Source organism: Kordia sp. E (genome assembly GCF_056033805.1).
Window position 1 is genome coordinate 604,305 of sequence record NZ_JBRASR010000003.1, and the last position, 19,478, is coordinate 623,782.

The 19,478-nt window shown below is 31.2% G+C and carries 17 protein-coding genes; 15 read left to right on the forward strand and 2 right to left on the reverse strand.

Translation table 11 applies throughout. From position 1 onward, the window contains the following. The 6 genes from ACUUYC_RS15855 to ACUUYC_RS15880 all read left to right on the forward strand — a co-directional run bounded on the left by ACUUYC_RS15855 (position 1) and on the right by ACUUYC_RS15880 (position 7,685). Positions 1-1,134 (forward strand): AAA family ATPase, encoded by a 1,134-nt coding sequence (locus ACUUYC_RS15855; protein WP_474267415.1) that lies wholly within the window; start codon positions 1-3, stop codon positions 1,132-1,134. Next, positions 1,107-1,832 (forward strand): hypothetical protein, encoded by a 726-nt coding sequence (locus ACUUYC_RS15860; protein ID WP_474267418.1) that lies wholly within the window; start codon positions 1,107-1,109, stop codon positions 1,830-1,832. Before ACUUYC_RS15855 ends, ACUUYC_RS15860 begins: the two co-directional genes overlap by 28 nt. Position 1,833: 1 nt before the next feature. Beyond that, on the forward strand, positions 1,834-4,215 hold the full coding sequence (locus ACUUYC_RS15865; protein WP_474267421.1) for a hypothetical protein: 2,382 nt from the start codon (positions 1,834-1,836) through the stop codon (positions 4,213-4,215). Continuing rightward, positions 4,212-5,612, forward strand: a complete 1,401-nt coding sequence (locus ACUUYC_RS15870; protein WP_474267423.1) for a hypothetical protein — start codon at positions 4,212-4,214, stop codon at positions 5,610-5,612. The genes ACUUYC_RS15865 and ACUUYC_RS15870 overlap by 4 nt, the downstream gene beginning before the upstream one ends. Before the next feature lie 43 nt (positions 5,613-5,655). Then, entirely contained in the window at positions 5,656-6,588 is a 933-nt protein-coding gene (locus tag ACUUYC_RS15875) for a tetratricopeptide repeat protein (RefSeq protein ID WP_474267426.1), read from the forward strand. A 134-nt stretch (positions 6,589-6,722) separates the two neighbouring features. After that, positions 6,723-7,685: a WD40/YVTN/BNR-like repeat-containing protein gene (locus ACUUYC_RS15880; RefSeq protein WP_474267429.1), complete on the forward strand. Its 963-nt coding sequence runs from the start codon at positions 6,723-6,725 to the stop codon at positions 7,683-7,685. A gap of 94 nt (positions 7,686-7,779) precedes the next feature. On the opposite strand, the gene ACUUYC_RS15885 is transcribed toward ACUUYC_RS15880, so the two are convergent. Continuing rightward, positions 7,780-8,346, reverse strand: coding sequence for a DUF2892 domain-containing protein (locus ACUUYC_RS15885; RefSeq protein WP_474267431.1), 567 nt, complete (start codon positions 8,344-8,346; stop codon positions 7,780-7,782). Between the two features lie 168 nt (positions 8,347-8,514). Between ACUUYC_RS15885 and rpmH the strand changes: the two genes are divergently transcribed. The 4 genes from rpmH to ACUUYC_RS15905 all read left to right on the forward strand — a co-directional run bounded on the left by rpmH (position 8,515) and on the right by ACUUYC_RS15905 (position 12,838). Continuing rightward, on the forward strand, positions 8,515-8,673 hold the full coding sequence (gene rpmH, locus ACUUYC_RS15890) for a 50S ribosomal protein L34 (protein ID WP_082113443.1): 159 nt from the start codon (positions 8,515-8,517) through the stop codon (positions 8,671-8,673). Between the two features lie 104 nt (positions 8,674-8,777). Beyond that, the gene (gene carB / locus ACUUYC_RS15895) at positions 8,778-11,633 is read left to right on the forward strand and encodes a carbamoyl-phosphate synthase large subunit (RefSeq protein WP_474267434.1); all 2,856 of its coding nucleotides are present in this window, start codon (positions 8,778-8,780) and stop codon (positions 11,631-11,633) included. Positions 11,634-11,994: 361 nt separating this feature from the next. Then, on the forward strand, positions 11,995-12,537 hold the full coding sequence (locus tag ACUUYC_RS15900) for a hypothetical protein (RefSeq protein WP_474267436.1): 543 nt from the start codon (positions 11,995-11,997) through the stop codon (positions 12,535-12,537). 10 nt (positions 12,538-12,547) lie between these two features. After that, positions 12,548-12,838, forward strand: a complete 291-nt coding sequence (locus ACUUYC_RS15905; RefSeq protein WP_474267439.1) for a DUF805 domain-containing protein — start codon at positions 12,548-12,550, stop codon at positions 12,836-12,838. Between the two features lie 71 nt (positions 12,839-12,909). Here the strand turns inward: ACUUYC_RS15905 and ACUUYC_RS15910 are convergent, their stop codons facing one another. Further along, entirely contained in the window at positions 12,910-13,767 is an 858-nt protein-coding gene (locus tag ACUUYC_RS15910) for a helix-turn-helix domain-containing protein (protein WP_474267441.1), read from the reverse strand. Positions 13,768-13,917: 150 nt separating this feature from the next. Between ACUUYC_RS15910 and ACUUYC_RS15915 the strand changes: the two genes are divergently transcribed. The 5 genes from ACUUYC_RS15915 (at position 13,918) to ACUUYC_RS15935 (ending at position 19,464) form a co-directional block, all read left to right on the forward strand. Then, positions 13,918-14,442, forward strand: a complete 525-nt coding sequence (locus tag ACUUYC_RS15915) for an ankyrin repeat domain-containing protein (RefSeq protein WP_474267444.1) — start codon at positions 13,918-13,920, stop codon at positions 14,440-14,442. Beyond that, positions 14,439-15,206, forward strand: coding sequence for a T9SS type A sorting domain-containing protein (locus ACUUYC_RS15920; protein ID WP_474267446.1), 768 nt, complete (start codon positions 14,439-14,441; stop codon positions 15,204-15,206). Before ACUUYC_RS15915 ends, ACUUYC_RS15920 begins: the two co-directional genes overlap by 4 nt. A gap of 805 nt (positions 15,207-16,011) precedes the next feature. Further along, entirely contained in the window at positions 16,012-16,926 is a 915-nt protein-coding gene (locus ACUUYC_RS15925; RefSeq protein ID WP_474267448.1) for a bile acid:sodium symporter family protein, read from the forward strand. A 26-nt stretch (positions 16,927-16,952) separates the two neighbouring features. After that, positions 16,953-18,182, forward strand: coding sequence for an aminotransferase class I/II-fold pyridoxal phosphate-dependent enzyme (locus tag ACUUYC_RS15930; protein WP_474267450.1), 1,230 nt, complete (start codon positions 16,953-16,955; stop codon positions 18,180-18,182). 16 nt (positions 18,183-18,198) lie between these two features. Beyond that, positions 18,199-19,464: a flavin-containing monooxygenase gene (locus ACUUYC_RS15935; RefSeq protein ID WP_474267452.1), complete on the forward strand. Its 1,266-nt coding sequence runs from the start codon at positions 18,199-18,201 to the stop codon at positions 19,462-19,464. Positions 19,465-19,478: the final 14 nt, after the last annotated feature.

A 19,478-nucleotide genomic window follows, 5' to 3' on the forward strand; every position in this document is an offset into this window, starting at 1 on the left:
ATGAACGAAACGAAAAAATTACGAACCATTCTTGAAGAAATCAAAAACATATTTGTCGGAAAAGATGAAGTGATTGATTTACTTGGAATTGGATTGTTGGCAAGAGAAAACGTATTTCTTTTAGGACCACCAGGAACGGCAAAAAGCGCCATCGTACAGCAACTATCAAGTCATGTGATTGGTGGAATCAATTTTGATTACCTACTCACGCGATTCACGGAACCAAACGAAATATTTGGACCGTTGGACATACGTTTGCTAAAAGAAGGTGAATTAAAAACGAATACAGACGGAATGCTGCCAGAAGCTTCTTTGGTCTTTTTGGACGAAATATTCAATGCAAACTCTGCTATTTTGAACAGTCTATTAATGGCGTTGAACGAAAAGATATTCCGTCGTGGAAAAGAAACAAAAAAGTTGCCAGCGTTAATGTTCATAAGCGCGAGTAACTTATTGCCAGAAGATGAAGCGTTGGCAGCATTACTAGATCGTTTTCTAATTCGATTAAAAGTTGACAATGTAAAACCCGATCGCTTAGAAGAAGTATTACACGCAGGTTGGAAGTTAGAACGAAATGAAAAAATAGAACGCACGCTCATTTCTCCAGAAGAAATAAAAGGATTACAACACAAAGTAAAAGCAGTCGATTTATCACCAATACGAAGTTCGTATATCGAATTAATTCACAGTTTACGAAATACAGGAATTGAAGTTTCGGATAGGCGAGCAGTAAAAATGCAAAACCTAGTTGCAGCAAGTGCAATGCTATGTGATCGTACAGAAGCAATTCTATCTGATTTATGGGTGTTAAAATACATTTGGAATACGGAAGAACAAATAGAAACCTTGCAAGGAACAGTAAATGCGCTAATTGAAAAAGAAGAAACAACGGAGCGTTCGCATCCACAAGCGTTTTTCAACAAAGCGCCAAATCCTGAAGAATTGATGAATGAAGTGTCAAACCTAAAACTAAAATTCTCAAATGAAGGATTGTCGTTGCAAGAACTAAATGTTATCAAAGACAAACTTCGCTACCTTCAAAATCGTACAGATTGGATCAAAGATCAGCAGAAAAAACAATACATAAACAATGAAATTGATCAGTTGTGGAAAGAAATCTTACACAAGGCGTAACTGAATATTGGTTACGATTGCCATTAAAATACAAAGAAAAACTTTCACAAATTCGCGTGTGGAAGTCATTGCGTATGGCAACTGATGAAGGTGATATTTGGGTTCGTGGTATATTGCCTGAACAATTGAATAGCCCAGAAATACGAAGCATTCCATTCAAAAAAATATACTTTCAAAAAGACAATGCTTTATTTCTCCTTGGCGGGAATTTACCCGAAGAACGTTTAAAAGTTTCATTGCTTTGGTCACCAATAAGTAAAGCACTTCCTGTAGAAATGCCAAACTATAATTTCAACTATTTTGGTGTACACGAAACCATTGACTTCAAACTTGTAGTTTCAAGCGTAGAACGTGAATCTAAAGCGTTAGTCGTCGATCTTGAAATACTAGACAAGTACATTATAAAAGCACCAGCAATTCGATTACAATCCATTGAGTGGACAATCATCGACAAGAAAGCAGTATTAATTGGAATTCCATTACTGCCAATTCCAGGGAAGAGTTATTGGCAACAACAAAACTTTTTAATTCCGACAGGATACGATTTTGAACATCCAGAATTGAGTAATTTCTATCATAAAAAAATACAAGCCGAAATCAATCAATATATCGTATTACAACCAGATCATACATATTATAAATTATCAAAAGACCAATTAAAACCACTAAGCATTAGTAGTTACAAATTGTCGCAATAACATGAATACAGCACAGCAAACAGCTATAAATTATTTTCAATCCTATACAGACTATTTCTGGCAATGGGAAACTGATTATATGTTTGATAGAGATGTTATTGAAAACGCGTATGATTATCATGGAGGAATCAATTGTATCGCAATTCCTGATGGAGTTACCATAGCTTATAAAGAGCAAATACAAGAAGTTTTAACATCACTTTCAGAACTTGGTTTGCCGCCGTTTGGAGCGTTGATATTGATGTTTTTAGCAACAAATTCAGGAGAAACTAATTTAGCAATAGACAAAATTTTTGATAAATTTTATGAAGAATATTCAGATTTTGGAACTGTAGAAAGTATCAGTTTTCTTGATGCACACGAATTCCTAAGAACTATAATTTCAATTCCTTTACAATATAAAAAAGGAAAAAACAGATTAGAACTTTTTATATTCTTATTTAAAGGTGGAAACTATAATTTGCCAAAAAAATATTCAGAAGCAATTCATGTTTATATAAAAAACAAAGCATTTGAACTCAATGAATGTAGTCGGAAAGTAGATAGTTCAATGTCAATAGTGGCGAAAGATATAAATGCATTAGCGGTTTTAAATGAACGATATCCAACGGGAAAAGCATTGCTAGAAGCTTGGGGTAAAATTGTTCCTGTAGAAATTGAACCAGAAGATACTGAAATTGCTTCGGTAAGTCAAGATCCAGATTTAATTCAGCAATTGATTGAAGACTCAAGAACATTCTTCATGGGAAATCTAATCAAGCGAATTTGGTCAGGAATTCAATTGCCTATGCACTATATGCATCCAGGAGAAATGCCGCTTGGAGGAATTTCAGATATTACGAACAAAGGAAACTTTGACAATCTATTAATTTCAGAATTTGCGAATGATGATCTAACTTTTCTGCATAGAATTGCTAACAAAGAAGCACTATTTATTCGTCGTGAAACGAATCCAGAAGAAGACTTACGCACACGTATATTTTTAATTGATACAACAATAAAAAATTGGGGAACGCCAAAAATACTATCGTTCGCAACGGCTTTTGCGTTAATTCATCATCCTAAAAACGAAATGAACTTTCAATCATATGCAATTGGTGAAACAGTTGCCAAACTTGCATTTGATGAAAAAATAAACATCATTGAAGGTTTACAAATAACAGCTCCTTTATTAGATGCGTCAAGCGCGATACTACAATTTATAGATACATGTGAAGAAGAAAATATAGAAATCACCGTATTCACGTCTCCAAAAACGTTGCAACATGTAACAATGCAACGTGTTTTCAATCTGCATCATGATAAATTTGGCGGAATCATCACAGCGGATACTGAAGGAAATATTGATGTGTATAAACTAAAAAACGGTGCAAAACGATTGGTAAAACACATTCAATTACCATTAAAAGAACTATGGGCAAAACCACCAAGTAATAGACGGAAACAAATACAAAAACCTCGTAAAAGTGAACCAATCATTGAATATCCTTTATTATACGGATATCCAAATGGTTATTTAACACACTTTTTTACGGCAGATGGAGGAGGATATGTATTACAAAAACGTGGCGCTCTATATAAAATGAACGATTACAGTAAAGGATTCAATCTCTTAAGAACAGATATCCGTTTTGTAACTGGAATGAAAAAACCAATGGTAGTAACCATGTTTGAAGATGAAATTATCACTGTTACTTGGAGTTCAACAAGTGCTATTGTTATAAATAGCGAATATCAATCCTACACATTTACAGGAGATTACAGTGAGCAAAATAACGCTTTCCGCAAACATTTACTAGTATTTGAAGACGAATTATATTTAGCGACAACTAAGCATTATAGTGACGATACTAAGTTTCTGAAAATTGATATTAAACATAAATTTATTGATAAAATTACAGCGCCTTCTGAAGAGCTCAATAAAGCTTTTGAAGCTTCTATTGCGAACTACTTTGGATATTTTGCAGGCTGTATATTTACTAAAATAAAATCGATTGCGATTACTGAAAAATCAGCGTTTATCTTTAATAATTTGCATAGGCTAGAAATTAATGATAATTACTTGATATTCCGATTGGATAAAAGTGAACAAGCTTTTTCAGCTGTTGCAGAATATGTTAATAGAAAAGAGTTTAGATTTAACAACGGAAGTAAAATTACAATAGATAAAAAAGGAATTCTAACGTTTTCAAGTGCAAATCCTGCTGTAGAAGCTTTCTATCTATCGTCTTATATTGAAGTAAGTTTGGGAATGGCAACGGAAACTGAATTTGCTGGAAACGAATATTTCTTGCCTGAAAACTCAAGCTTAAAAGTAATTAGCGTAAAAGATTTCAAACGGAAATACATTGATCCATTCATCGTAAATATTATGAACTCATGAAATTAGCGCTGAAATTTATCGATAACAATCCGTATCCTCGTTGTGGAATTTTCATCAAACATGAATCTCCAAAAATGTGGTTGCAAGAAATAAAACGGATGCAACTTCAGTTATCTGATTGTACGGCTTATGCATGTCCAAGTCTAGAAGCAAATTGTATTTCAGGCGTTTTGTTAATTCTTAAAAAAGCACAAAAAAATATAGATATTGGCAACAATATAACCATACAAAAAGTGCATGAAAGTTTCTTTATTCCGGAAAACACAACGTTGAATATGGCGTTAACGGAAGAAGAATTTTCAAAATTGCTAAACGGAATTCCACATTTTTTTCACCATGAATTTGGTATGATTGAACTCAATGAAATCCTAAATTGGTCAACAATTATACAAAATCCAGCAGAAGTATTTCCAACAATAGAAACGCCCGCAAAAGGTGTCAAAATACCCAATAAGGTTGCGTCTTTTAGTATAGAAATAGAAGAAGCAGAGGAAGCGGAAGCATTGGGGAATCCTTTTGGTTCAGAAGAAGTAGATCCGAAAGATTTGCCTTTTGACATGAAAAAAGTATTGGAAGGAAACAATGCTGAGGTTGCAAAATATCTAAACTACTTAGAAAAAAATCCTGATGCGGCACTCAAAATGGCAATTCCATTAGACATGTTGGGAACTTCAAGAGGAAAAGCATTTGCCAAATACAAATTTAAAAATAGCTTTTTTGAATCTTTAGGTTTTGGAGGTTCATCAGATGGAAAAAATAATATTGTACGTACAGTATTTGCATTCATTGCAATAATTGCGCTTTTTTGGATTGGATATGAAGTATTACATGCTGTAAAGGAAACTAGATCCAAGAAGGAAATTGTAAATCCGTATGAAGATGTAGAAACTACAAACGATGCAGAAATTACCTATGTAGATACTGGAAATGATTTAGATACTTCAGGAACGAGGGAAAGTCAAGAAGCAATTGAACCAAAACCAGAAAGTAACATCATTCAAAACATTTTGCTTGTACTTGCTGTTTTATCATTGTTACTACTAATTCGATATTTAATAAGTTATCGAAAACAAAAAGAAAAGAAACAACGGCTTGTAACAAAGCATTCATGGTTAGATTTACCTGATGAAAGTGAACTTTTTAATATTCATGAAGAGGAAAGCAAAAGTAAAAAAGAAGATGGAAGTGCTTTCTACTTTGGAGGAGATGAAGTATCATTTCAAGGTAAAATCATTATTTTTATATTACTTTCAGGCCTGTTAATATACCTTTTTTATCCACTTTTTAATCAAAGTGGTTTTCCGATAACTTTTGGTATAGTTATAGGATTTATCGTATTGCGAATGTTATATACATTACTAAATAAGAACCAAGTATTTGACGAAGATGACGAGTAGATTTGAAAATAAAATATTTCATTTCATCATAGCAATATTGCTATTGAAATTGCTATACGTCATTTTTGATGCTTTCATAAATGGTAGTTTTTGGGATTTTTTAATTGCAATAGTTGTTATCATCGTGTTATTTTTAGTCTCAGCAATGTTTCTAGGTTCATTATTTGGGTCAAATGGATATGAAGGATCGGGTAGTGGAGGCGCAACAACGATTGGTGATGAGCAGTTTCAAAAACTAATGGATCGTTATGAAAAACTTTGTGATGATTTCATTGAGAAAAAACAATTCAAAAAAGCAGCGTACATTCAACTAAAATTACTCCGAAATCCATACAGAGCAGCATATATTTTTGATGAAGCAAATTTGCACAATGATGCGGCTTTAATCTATCTAAAAAAATGTAATGATAAAGCAAATGCTGCAGAAAGTTATGAAAAAGCGCGTTCGTATAAAAAAGCAATAAAACTCTACAAAGAACTCGATCAGCATGAATCTGTAGGCGATATATATACTAAAATAAAAGATACCAAAAATGCACATCATCATTATCAAATTGTAGTGGATGACTATGCTAAAAACGATCAATATGTAAAAGCATCCTTGATTTATCGTAAAAAAATGCACGATAAAACTGCTGCAAGCAAACTATTGGTTAAAGGTTGGAGAGAAAACAAAGATGCAGTTAATTGTTTAAACAATCATTTGGTACACTTTGAAAATAAAAAAGCACTTGAAAAAGAAATCAATAGTTTTTACAAATATGAAGTACACAAAGCAAATGACCTGAATTTCTTAAAAGTTTTAAAAACAGAATTTAAAAAAGATATTGCTCCAAAAGAGAACATTCAAAACATTGCGTATGAGTTAGTTTCAAAAAACAACAAAAACTCGGAAGCCTTATCAAATCTGCATCATTTTGTAAATGAAGATTCGCAAATAGTTCCAGATATTATTCGACATCGCACTAGAAAATAAAGGAAGTTCAGTTGATTATTTTGAGTTTAATTTCAAGAAAAGTTAAATTAAAATGTCACAAACAATTACAAAAATCATTATATAATAAGAAATACACCTTGTTTTAGTGTGTATGAATTATAAAAATATGGTACATGAAAAAGATAATTTATAGTTGTTTCTTACTTATAACTTTTAGTTGTTCAAAAGATTCAATTAACACTCCAAGTCCAATGTTATGGAGTGAACTAAATAGTCCTACAGCAATGACATTAGTTGATGTTGAATTCTTTGATGAAGATTTTGGTGTTACTTGCGGAGGAATAAGTACACTAATGAAAACAGAAAATGGAGGTGAAACGTGGGAAGAATTAAATACAAATATAAGTGCTTCTTTTAATACTGTTTTTATTAATAATAGAAATGAATTCTTTACTTCAAGAAAAGGATTGTATAAAACAACCGATGGAGGAATAACGTTCAATGAAATAGGAAATCTGAGTGGTCAATTTGGAACTATTTTTCATATTCATTTTTTTTCTCCTCAAGTCGGAATCATAGTCAAAGGCTCAAAAGTTTTGAGAACTGAAAATGGTGGTTTAAGCTGGAATGTTGCATACTCAGGATATATTAATGCTACTAGATTAGAAGTTGCTAGCAATGAAACGATATACTTGGCAGGCGGATTAACTAATGATAGTGTAAGTTTTGGGAAACTTCACAAATCTATTGATAGCGGACAAACTTGGCAAGAATTAGATTTACCGTTACCAATTCGAGATTTTGAAATAAGGTCTATTGAATTTATCAATGAAAATTATGGATTTATAGCTACTTTTGATAGAAGTGTTTATAAAACAACTGATGGTGGAGTAAATTGGACTTTGGTATCAGGCGGTTATGTAGGAAGCATTGCTGATATACATTTTCTTAATGAAGATGAAGGATACATAATAAGTGGCAATTCAATTTATAAAAGTACTAATGGAGGTTCAACGTGGAATATAGAATATGAACACGAAGATATTGGATTTCATCTTATTTCAATGACATCAACTCCAAATGGAGAACTATATGCTGTCGGTCAAGATGGAGTCATACTCAAAAGAGATGAATAAGAGTATATTATTACTTGATTACTTCTAAAACTTAAAAAAGCGACTCTTTTACAAGTCGCTTTTTTCAATATATTTTCTTTTTCAGGCTACGAAATTATCTTCTGCGCATTTGCTGACGATTCCCGTAATGCTGTTTTGGAGCGTTTGAGGCGCGTTTCATCTGCTGTTCCATCATCTTTATCTGCTCAGTCATCATTCCTCGCTTATCAAGCGTCTTAGCTTCTTTAATTAAGTTCTTAGCTTCTACCTTTCTATTTTTCTGAGATGCAATTCCTGCCAAGGTCATTTTTACCATTGCCATATCATGATCCATACTTAAACCAAGCTTTTCTGCTTTTCGCAAATGTTTCTCAGCTTCTGTTAAATTAGTTTGAGACGCCATAATGCCGTGTAAGTAATAATAATATCCTTGTTGCTTCTTGGTTAAAGCTGCTTGTGGATTTTTAATTTTACTTAACAATCGTTTCGTACCATCAAAATCTTGCTTACGTAATTTTAAAAATGATAATAAAATAAATTCATTCTTAAAGTATAACACTACAAAGATGGCAGCTAACAGAATTAAGAAAATTCCATTACCAATATAACTTTCTGTAAATTGATAAATTGCGAACGCAAAAATTGCTGCCGCTATAATTAATTTGATATTTTTGTTGAACATAAAACCGTATATATTAATCGAGGATGCAAATGTATAAAAAACAATCGTAAATATTTTTTAAAATCTATTTGTGAAAGTAAAAACTCTTTGTATATTTGCGCCGCACTTTTAGAAAGAATCTCTCGTGCACTTACAATTATTTTCAAGAGAAATTAAAGATATTATATAATGAAAAGAACATTTCAACCATCGAAAAGAAAAAGAAGAAACAAGCACGGTTTCAGAGAAAGAATGGCTTCTGTTAACGGTAGAAAAGTGCTAGCCCGTAGAAGAGCAAAAGGAAGAAAGAAAGTTTCTGTGTCATCTGAATTGAGACATAAGAAGTAATGATATATAATCATATAAATTAAGGTGTTGTTTTTTAGAAGCAACACCTTTTTTTATACCTGATCATTTTTTATTTTTAGCAACACAACACACACGAAAACAAAATGCCAAAAAGAAAAGACCTAAATTCTATTTTACTTATCGGGTCAGGACCAATAGTAATTGGCCAGGCCTGTGAATTTGATTATGCAGGATCGCAATCACTTAGATCACTAAGAGAAGACGGAATCGAAACGATTCTAATCAATTCAAACCCCGCAACTATCATGACCGATCCTTCGATGGCGGATCATGTATATTTAAAACCTTTAACGACGAAATCAATCATTGAAATCCTAAAAGAGCATCCGCAAATTGATGCTGTTTTACCAACAATGGGAGGACAAACTGCTTTAAATTTATGTATTGAAGCAGATGAAAAAGGTATTTGGAAAGACTTTGATGTAAAACTAATCGGAGTTGATATTGAAGCAATTAATATTACGGAAGACCGTGAAAAGTTTAGAGAACTTATGCTTGAAATTGGTGTTGGAATGGCGCCACAAGCAACAGCAACTTCTTTCCTAAAAGGAAAAGAAATCGCACAAGAGTTTGGTTTTCCTTTAGTAATTAGAGCTTCTTACACTTTAGGTGGAGCAGGAGCTTCAATTGTATATGATCCAGAAGATTTTGACGAATTATTGCGTCGTGGACTTGAGATATCTCCAATTCACGAAGTAATGATCGATAAAGCGATGATGGGTTGGAAAGAATACGAATTAGAATTATTGCGCGATAAAAATGACAACGTAGTCATTATCTGTTCTATTGAGAACATGGATCCTATGGGAATCCACACAGGAGATTCTATCACAGTTGCGCCAGCAATGACATTATCAGATCGTACGTATCAGAAAATGCGTGATTTGGCAATAAAAATGATGCGTAGTATTGGAGATTTTGAAGGTGGATGTAATGTTCAGTTCGCTGTAAGTCCAGATGAAAATGAAGAAATTATTGCTATTGAGATCAATCCGCGTGTATCACGTTCTTCGGCATTAGCAAGTAAAGCAACTGGATATCCGATTGCAAAAATTGCTACAAAATTAGCTATTGGATATTCGTTAGACGAATTAGACAATCAAATTACAAAATCGACTTCGGCATTATTTGAGCCAACATTAGACTATGTAATTGTAAAAATACCACGTTGGAACTTTGATAAATTTGAAGGTTCTGATCGTGAACTTGGACTTCAAATGAAATCAGTTGGTGAGGTAATGGGAATTGGACGTTCGTTCCAAGAAGCATTACACAAAGCAACACAATCACTTGAGATAAAGCGTAATGGACTTGGCGCTGATGGAAAAGGATATAAAAATTATGAAAAAATTCTTAGCAAATTAAAACATGCTTCTTGGGATAGAGTTTTCGTAATTTATGATGCCATTCAGATGGGAATTCCGTTAAGTAGAATTCACGAAATCACAAAAATTGACATGTGGTTCTTAAGACAATATGAAGAATTACATCAATTAGAAAAAGAAATAGCTTCACATAATAAAATAGATTCAATCTCTAGAGATTTATTATTAGAAGCAAAACAAAAAGGATTTGCAGACCGACAAATAGCACATATGTTAGGTTGTTGGGAAAGTGAAGTCTACAAAAAACGTGAAGAATTAGGCGTAAAACGTGTGTACAAACTAGTTGATACATGTGCGGCAGAATTCACGGCAAAAACTCCATATTACTATTCTACATTTGAAGCAGAAATTGAAACTGCTGACGGAAAGCGTTACGTTCACAACGAAAGTATCGTAACAGATAAAAAGAAAATCGTAGTATTAGGTTCTGGACCAAACAGAATTGGACAAGGAATTGAATTCGATTACTGCTGTGTGCATGGTGTTTTAGCTGCAGCTGAATGTGGTTATGAAACCATCATGATTAACTGTAATCCTGAAACGGTTTCTACAGATTTTGATACGGCTGACAAATTATACTTTGAACCAGTTTTTTGGGAACACATATACGATATCATTCGACATGAAAAGCCAGAAGGTGTCATTGTACAACTTGGTGGACAAACCGCATTGAAACTTGCTGAAAAGCTATCTAAATATGGTATTAAAATATTAGGAACTAGTTTTGAAGCATTAGATTTAGCAGAAGACAGAGGTTTATTCTCTAATATGCTTAAAGAAAACAACATTCCATATCCACAATTTGATATTGCAACAACGGCTGATGAAGCTGCTGCAATTGCAGATGTGTTAGATTTTCCAATCTTAGTAAGACCTTCATATGTACTTGGAGGACAAGGAATGAAAATTGTGATCAACAAGCAAGAACTGGAAGAAACTGTAGTAGACTTACTAAGAAGAATGCCAGGAAACCAATTGTTGTTAGATCATTATTTAGATGGAGCTATAGAAGCAGAAGCAGATGCAATTTGTGATGGTGAAAATGTATACATCATCGGAATTATGGAGCATATTGAACCTTGTGGAATTCACTCAGGAGATTCAAACGCAACCTTGCCACCATTTAACTTAGGTGAGTTTGTAATGCAACAAATAAAAGATCACACCAAAAAGATAGCGTTAGCATTAAATACTGTTGGTTTAATCAACATACAGTTTGCAATTAAAGATGATATGGTATACATCATTGAAGCCAATCCAAGAGCTTCTAGAACGGTTCCTTTCATTGCCAAAGCATACAAAGAACCATATGTAAATTATGCAACAAAAGTAATGTTGGGTGAAAAGAAAGTCACTGATTTTGATTTCAAACCAGAATTAGAAGGATTCGCAATCAAGCAACCAGTATTCTCTTTCAATAAATTTCCAAATGTTGATAAGCGTTTAGGACCAGAAATGAAAAGTACAGGAGAAAGTATCTTATTCATCGATAGTTTAAAAGACGATGAATTCTACAACTTATATTCACGAAGAAAAATGTATTTGAGTAAGTAAGCTTAAAAAATCATTCTAACATATAAAAATGCTTCCATGAAACCACTTGGTTTTTTGGAAGCATTTTTTGAATCTATAAATATACAAACAAAAAAAAGATAATCTGCTGAGGGAAACCGTAGGGTTATCAAATAGTTTATTTATTTATTTGTAGGAAATAACAGTTATTTTTAAATAAATTTCTTATTTTCCCTAAAATTTAAGCATAATATTACATATAATTATGACATTTTGTTTTTATGACAAATAATTTAATGTTTAAAGTTGGAGTAGCTATCTGTAAGTGGAAATTTAAGAAGATAAACAACTAAAAACAGAAGAGGTCTTTAAAAAAGATATTTTCATAAAAATGAATTAACGAATGAAATATATATTAAAAATAGGATTCACTATGATGTTACTATTTACATTTTTTGCTTGTAGTGAAGATACTATAGATACTAAACAAGAAGAAACATTTTTGTATACATCTGAGAAAATTAATTTTACTGAAATTGTGAATAGTAAAATAGGAAATAAGTTGAAAACTTCAAATAATACTGAAGACTATATACATTCAGAATTTGAAACAACATTTTACATTCCAGAAAATTTGTCTGATAATGAATTAAACACCTATATTAATGACAATTTGACTTCAATTGATGGAACTTTAAAGTATGTAATTAATGATGATGTGTTTCTAACAATTTCTATAGTAAATGGAGAAATAAACAATACAATAACAAATAAAAACATTCAATTTAAAACAACATATCCTTGTACTTATGATGGAATACAAGATTGTGTACAGAATGCTGTTTATAACGAATGGAGTACTTTTAAAAAAATATCTTGCGCTGTTAGAATGGGATTACCATGCATAGCACAAGAAACAGCTATATGTATGGCTGAAAACTGTTAAAATAAAAAATATGAATTATTTTATTGAACCGTTACTAAAAACTTTTGATTTTACAGGAAAATCAACAGTAAAACAATTTTGGATATTTTTTCTAATTGAAAATATCATTGTAATTATATTAGGAATTTTGAGTGTCAAATTGCAAATCAATAATCTAGGAGATATCTATTTGCTTCTAACACTTATACCTTTCATAGCATTAGGTTTTAGGAGACTGAACGATGCAGGTTATAATCGCTGGCTATTTTTAGTTCCATTTGTAAACATTATTTTAGCAAGCATTCAAAAAAAGGAAGCGTAAAACTTCCTCAAAAACATAACAAATAAAAAATGCTTCCGTAAAGCCGTATGGTTTTTTGGAAGCATTTTTTGTTACACTTCATAATTTTTTAGCAACTGTCTTTGTAATTCAGAAGGACTTAATCCTGTTTGAGATTTTACAAATAAGCTAAAGTTAGAAGGAGAATCAAAATTGTAATTATACGCAATCTCTTTATGACTCAGTTCTTTAAATGTAAGATCTCGTTTAATTTCTATAAGTAACTGTTTATGAATATATTTCAAAGGAGTCAATCCTAATTGCTTCTTAGTAACTTGAGCTAGTTTTTTAGTGGAAACATGTAATAAATCGGCATATTCTTTTACAGAAAACTTTGTCATATTTGTTTCTATAAGATTGGCGAAATTAGAAATCAAATCATTGTGGATTCGAGTTTCTTCAGGATTATTTTTTTGTAAAAATTCTTCAATACTATATAAAATAGTGCAAAGCTCATGCGCTATTTTTTGCTTGTAATACATACGTTTTTGATCCGATAGATGTTTTATATTCTCTAAAGCAACGATAAAGAAATCAGTCAATACTTTGTTGTGTTCAAAAATAACTGGTTGATTATAAAGTCTATCTAAAACAGATAATGATTGTTTCAATACATCCGAAAAAATCATTGTTTCTGTAAACTGAATTAATAAACCATCAGCTTGTTCTTCACGTTTTATCAAATGTACTTGTCTAGGTTTTACGATATAGCAGCTGTTACTATGAATAGGATATTTTTTAAAATCTATAGTTTGATAACCTCCATCAGTTGTAAAAAACAAAATTTCATAATAATTATGTCTATGAATAGCTCTGTAATCATAACTATTTGTGTGTGATATTAATTCGATATTAATTGTATCAATAGTAGATAAGTCATGTATAGGGATGTCATTTTTTTTTGTAATCATAGTATTGAGGGAATAAATTAATATGTAAAACTCTTTTTTTCATATCAACTAACTTATTGTGAACAAATAGCTTTGTATAGCTAACTTATAGTATATGAATATAAGTAACAGATATAATTATTATAAAACAGTTTTAAGTCAAAATACCCTATGCGTAAAATCATAACAATTCTTTTTTTAACAAGTGTAGTACTTATTCATGCACAAGAAGATGTGTTTAATGTAGCAAGAAATGGTAGTGAAAAAGAGATAGCAAAAATTTATAAGGAAACTCCAGAAATTATCAATTCAAAAAATAATGAAGGATATACACCATTTTTACTGGCATGCTATAATGGAAATATTGAAGTTGTAAAATTTTTAGTTGCTAAAGTTGAAAACATTAACGGAGAAAGTAAATATGGAACACCTTTAATGGCAGCTGTTTATAAGAGAGATGAAAAGGTAATTGACATATTACTGAATCATCACGTAGATGTGAATATTTCAGATGGAAAAGGTATAACGGCATTACATTATGCGACAATGTTTAATAATACCAGTATTGCTAAAAAACTAATTAACGCCGGCGCAAAATCTGATATAAAAGATGCTAATGGAAAAACAGCATTTGATTACATAACAAGCTATAAAAATGAAGAAATACTGACCTTAATAAAAAAACAAAAACTATGAAAAAAATTACTTTATTATTTACTATTATATTACTTAATTTAAGTTTCAGTAATGCGCAGTCATGGAGTACTGGAACTGTAGCATTAGATACTGACTTTTCTGTGAAGTTTGATGTAGATTCAGGTACAGGATTGGTTACTATGACAATGATAGGACCTGCTAATAGATGGTTAGGGGTTGCTCCAGGAGTTTCTGCGGGTAATATGATGGGAAATGCAGGAGATGATGCAGTAGTATATAACTCAGTTGGACTACAAGATAGAAATATGTTAGCTGGTAACGGAATGCCTAATTTAGATGCTAGTCAAGATTGGAGCCTAATAACAAATACTCCTTCAGGTGCTACAAGAACTATAGTAGCTACTAGAGCCATCAATACAGGAGATGCTAATGATTACGTATTTCCAACTTCAAATGGACCTATTCCATTATTGTGGGCAAAAGGTGGCGGACTAACATTTGGTTATCATTCTGGCGGTAGAGGCGGCGTAGTTGCCAATTTTACACTTGGAGTTGATCGTTTTGAATTAGCAAACTTTTCATTAAGTCCTAACCCATCAACTTCAAATTTTACAATCACATTGCCTAATAAAAATAATATAGCGACGGTTGAAATTTATAATATGTTAGGGAAACAACTTCTGACAAAGAAACTAGATGTACAAAGCACTCATATCAATACTTCTAATTGGAATAGCGGAATATATATTATTAAGGTTACTGCAGGTAATTTTACACAGACAAAACGGTTTGTGAAAAGTTAGATAGTTGAATATCGTAGTAATAATTAATGAAATGCTTCCATAAATCTTACGGTTTTTGGGAGCATTTTTGGTTTGAATTCTAAGGAAACTCCTGTAGCTTTTTTGAAATTTTCGATTCAATCGTCATCCTTAAACTTGATTCTCAACTTCATGATTACCAATTAATTAAATTTCCATTTCTGCGTAGCGAGAATTCATTTCGCAAATTACTTTCTGTGCATTACGGAAAATTACATTGCATATGTATAATCTTTATTTTACATTTATGGAAAATAAGAGGGTGTTAATTAAAAAAAATCCTGTTATTGTTTAAAATTGATATACGTACATTGTGTATCATATGAAAATGATTAAAAAAATATAAAACACATTAAATAAGAAGCACTTTTTGATTATCAGAAAAAGCAAAAAGCTTGTTGATGAAATAATCAAAATTGCGAACCTAAAAACTTTCCGATTTCCTCCAAAAATGAAAGAATTTGTAGAATATTATGATTTCATTAAAAAAGAAAAAACATAACAAAAGTGCAGTGCTATTTACCAATACTGACACATCGTTCGTTTGACTTTTAGAATCTAAAAATTAAAAACAAAATAGAAAAATAGACTTGTGTATCATCTGAAAATTTAGTGTTTATTTATACACTACGTTTTATACAAAAGATCATCGCAAGTAATAGGGGAAACATTTACTTATAAATAATTAGTGATTGAAAAACTGTGCAAATTTTAAATAATTTGTATGGGCTTACATACGTTATGTAAAATTAATTATTGTGAAACTGTTTATTTAATCTTTAAAATTATGATGCAAAACTTGAAAAATTTAGATGAAGTAATTGTTTCTTTTGACGCTAATGATACTTGGATATTTAATATTGTAATTGCTTTAGTCATGTTTGGAGTTGCATTAAGTATTACAAAAGAAGATTTTAAGAACTTATTAAACAAACCAAAAATATTGTTATCGGGGTTATTTGCACAACTTTTGATTTTTCCTTTGATAACATTTCTATTAATAATTATAATCAAACCTCCTTCAAGTGTAGCATTAGGCATGATACTAATTGCTTCGTGTCCTGGCGGGAATGTCTCAATATTTTTAACTCAATTATCAGGCGGTAATTCGGCATTTTCGATAAGTTTAACAGCTTTCATGACTTTATTTGCCGGACTTTTTACACCATTTTGTTTAAGTTTTTTGGGAAATTTATATGAACCAACTAGTGACATCCTTAAAGAAATAGAATTAGACCACTATAAATTAGTGCAGCTTGTCATTTTAACGTTAGGAGTACCATTAATCATTGGTATGTTCATTAATCACTATTGGAAGTCATTAGCAAATAAGATATCTAAAATCCTTAAACCAATTTCCCTCCTTATTTTCATTGGTTTTATAATTGTCATTGTTAAAAATAACTTTGACGTTTTCATTAACTATATACAATATGTTATCCTAATTGTAATTCTACATAACCTTACTGGTATGGTATCTGGTTTTTACTTTGGAAAACTTATGAAACTATCCTTACCCAATCAAAAAACATTGGCTTTTGAGTTAGCTATTCCTAATGTAGGTCTAGCACTGCTTTTAGTTTTTGCTTTTTTTAATGGATTAGGTGGAATGGCACTTTGTGTTGGTTTTTGGGCTGTCTGGAATGTAATATCTGGTATATTATTGTCCCTCTACTGGAAAAGAAATCACAAAAATAATTAACATTTAACTTTATTCATAAAAAATATATGAGCGATTTATTTCAAAAAATACGAGAAAATAAAGGACCATTGGGGAAATGGGCAAACAAAGCAGAAGGATATTTTGTTTTTCCAGAATTGAAAGGAAAAATTTCAAATATAATGGAGTTCAATGGAAGTGAAGTAGTAATGTGGAGCGTGAACGATTATCTTGGTTTGGCAAATAATGAAGAAGTATTACAATTTGATACAAATGCCATAAAAGAATACGGAATTGCTTATCCAATGGGCGGGAGAATGATGACTGGAGAAACAAATTATCATGTGGAATTCGAAAACGAGTTGGCTAAATTTGTTGGTAAGGAAAAAGCATTATTACTCAATTTTGGTTACCAAGGAATTCTTTCTGTTATTGATGCAATAGTCAATAAAAATGATGTAATTGTATATGATAGAGATTCTCATGCTTGTATTGTTGATGGAGTAAGGTTACATATGGGGAAAAGGTTTGCTTTTAAGAATAATGATATTGAAAGCTTAGAAATGAATTTAAAACGGGCGACAAAAATTGTAGAAAAAAGTGGAGGTGGTATTCTAGTTATTTCTGAAGGAGTTTTTGGTATGAGAGGTCAACAAGGAATATTAAAAGAAATTGTAGCTCTTAAAAAGAAATATGATTTTAAATTTTTAATTGATGACGCTCATGGTTTTGGAACTTTAGGCGATAATGGAAATGGAGCTGGATTTGAACAAGGTTGTCAAGAAGGAATAGATTTATATTTTGCTACTTTCACGAAAGCTTTAGCTGGAATAGGTGCTTTTATGGCTGGTGATAAATTTTTAATCGACTACTTAAAATACAATACTCGCTCTCAAATGTATGCAAAATCTTTACCGTTGGTAATGGTAAAATCAGGTTTGCGTAGATTGAAAATGATTAAAGAAAATCCAGAGTTTAAAAATAAATTATGGCAAATAACAAATAAATTACAAAAGGAATTAAGAAATGAAGGTTTTGATTTAGGTAAAACGAACTCATGTATTACACCGGTTTTTTTAAAGGTTAGTGTACCAGAAGCAATGGCTTTAGTATATGATTTACGAGAAAATCACAAAATATTCTGTTCTATTGTTATATATCCAGTTATTCCAAAAGGACTTTTACTTTTGCGCTTAATTCCGACAGCATCACACACAATTGCTGATGTAGAGAGAACAATTGAAGCCTTTAAAGCAATTAGAGTTAAGTTAGAAGCAAAACTTTATTTGAACCATTAAACTTGAAATTCTTTTTATGAGAAAAATATGTATAATAGGTGCTGGTCCTTCAGGAATTACTGCTGCAAAAAATATTTTACAAGCAGGGATTACTGATTTTATTGTTTATGAAAAATCAAATTTCATAGGAGGTAATTGGGTTTATTCTGAAACCAATGAACATTCGAGCGTATTTGAAACAACACACATATTAAGTTCTAAACCCATAGCCAAGTTTGAAGATTTTCCAATGCCTGATGATTTCCCCGATTATCCGTCGCAAGAAAATATGTATGAATATTTTAATGATTATGCAAAGTATTTTAAAATAGTAGATTACATTCAATTCAATACTTCTGTTGAATATGCTACCTTGAATGATGATTCCATTTGGGAAGTTAAATTAAAAAATGGCGAGATTGAGCTTTTTGAAAACTTAATTGTTGCTAATGGTCATCATTGGTCTCCAAGATTCCCTACTTATAAAGGAAATTTTAAAGGAAGATATATCCACTCACATGATTATAAAAATAATGCTGGATTTGAAAATAAAAAAATTCTAATCATCGGAGGAGGAAACTCTGCCTGTGATATTGCTGTTGAAACATCCAGAGTATCAAAAAAGACAGTATTAAGCATGAGAAGAGGCTACCACTTTATACCCAAAATTCTTATGGGAAAACCTGTAGACCAATTAAATGATGGAGTTGTTTTTATACCAAAATTCATTAAACGTAAAATATTTAAATTATTACTCAAATTATCTGTTGGGACATATAAAGATTATGGTTTTCAAAAGCCAGACCATGAATTATTTGAATCATATCCTATTATAAATTCTGAATTACTATATTTTATCAAACATGGAAAAATTAAACCAAAAGTAGATGTAAAATACTTTGATAATAAAACTGTTTTTTTTGATGATGGTACTAGTGAAGATTTTGATGTGATTATTGCGTGTACTGGTTATAAAATTGTTCATCCATTCTTTAAAAAATCTTTCATAGATTTTGAAAATGGAGATGTAAGATTATATAAAAAAATATTCCATCCTATACATGACAATCTTTTCTTTACAGGGTTAATTCAGCCAAATGGATGTATTTGGCCTTTATCAGATTTGCAATCAAAATTAATAGTTAAAAAAATACTAGGAGAGTATAAATTACCAGAAAATTTAGATAAACAGATAGATAAAGAAATTAAAAAACTCAAATCAGAATATGTAGATACTCCGAGGCATACTATTAGGGTTGATTTTTACGGATATAGAAAAGAATTGAAAAAAGAATTAGAATAGGAAAAAATATTCTT

Coding starts and splice junctions, on each gene's coding strand:
- ACUUYC_RS15930 (WP_474267450.1), top strand. CDS start 16,953: ATGAGCGATTTATTTCAAAAAATACGAGAAAATAAAGGACCATTGGGG.
- ACUUYC_RS15865 (WP_474267421.1), top strand. CDS start 1,834: ATGAATACAGCACAGCAAACAGCTATAAATTATTTTCAATCCTATACA.
- ACUUYC_RS15885 (WP_474267431.1), bottom strand. CDS start 8,346: ATGTTCAACAAAAATATCAAATTAATTATAGCGGCAGCAATTTTTGCG.
- ACUUYC_RS15925 (WP_474267448.1), top strand. CDS start 16,012: ATGATGCAAAACTTGAAAAATTTAGATGAAGTAATTGTTTCTTTTGAC.
- ACUUYC_RS15905 (WP_474267439.1), top strand. CDS start 12,548: ATGAATTATTTTATTGAACCGTTACTAAAAACTTTTGATTTTACAGGA.
- ACUUYC_RS15915 (WP_474267444.1), top strand. CDS start 13,918: ATGCGTAAAATCATAACAATTCTTTTTTTAACAAGTGTAGTACTTATT.
- ACUUYC_RS15855 (WP_474267415.1), top strand. CDS start 1: ATGAACGAAACGAAAAAATTACGAACCATTCTTGAAGAAATCAAAAAC.
- rpmH (WP_082113443.1), top strand. CDS start 8,515: ATGAAAAGAACATTTCAACCATCGAAAAGAAAAAGAAGAAACAAGCAC.
- ACUUYC_RS15870 (WP_474267423.1), top strand. CDS start 4,212: ATGAAATTAGCGCTGAAATTTATCGATAACAATCCGTATCCTCGTTGT.
- ACUUYC_RS15935 (WP_474267452.1), top strand. CDS start 18,199: ATGAGAAAAATATGTATAATAGGTGCTGGTCCTTCAGGAATTACTGCT.
- ACUUYC_RS15920 (WP_474267446.1), top strand. CDS start 14,439: ATGAAAAAAATTACTTTATTATTTACTATTATATTACTTAATTTAAGT.
- carB (WP_474267434.1), top strand. CDS start 8,778: ATGCCAAAAAGAAAAGACCTAAATTCTATTTTACTTATCGGGTCAGGA.
- ACUUYC_RS15900 (WP_474267436.1), top strand. CDS start 11,995: ATGAAATATATATTAAAAATAGGATTCACTATGATGTTACTATTTACA.
- ACUUYC_RS15880 (WP_474267429.1), top strand. CDS start 6,723: ATGAAAAAGATAATTTATAGTTGTTTCTTACTTATAACTTTTAGTTGT.
- ACUUYC_RS15910 (WP_474267441.1), bottom strand. CDS start 13,767: ATGATTACAAAAAAAAATGACATCCCTATACATGACTTATCTACTATT.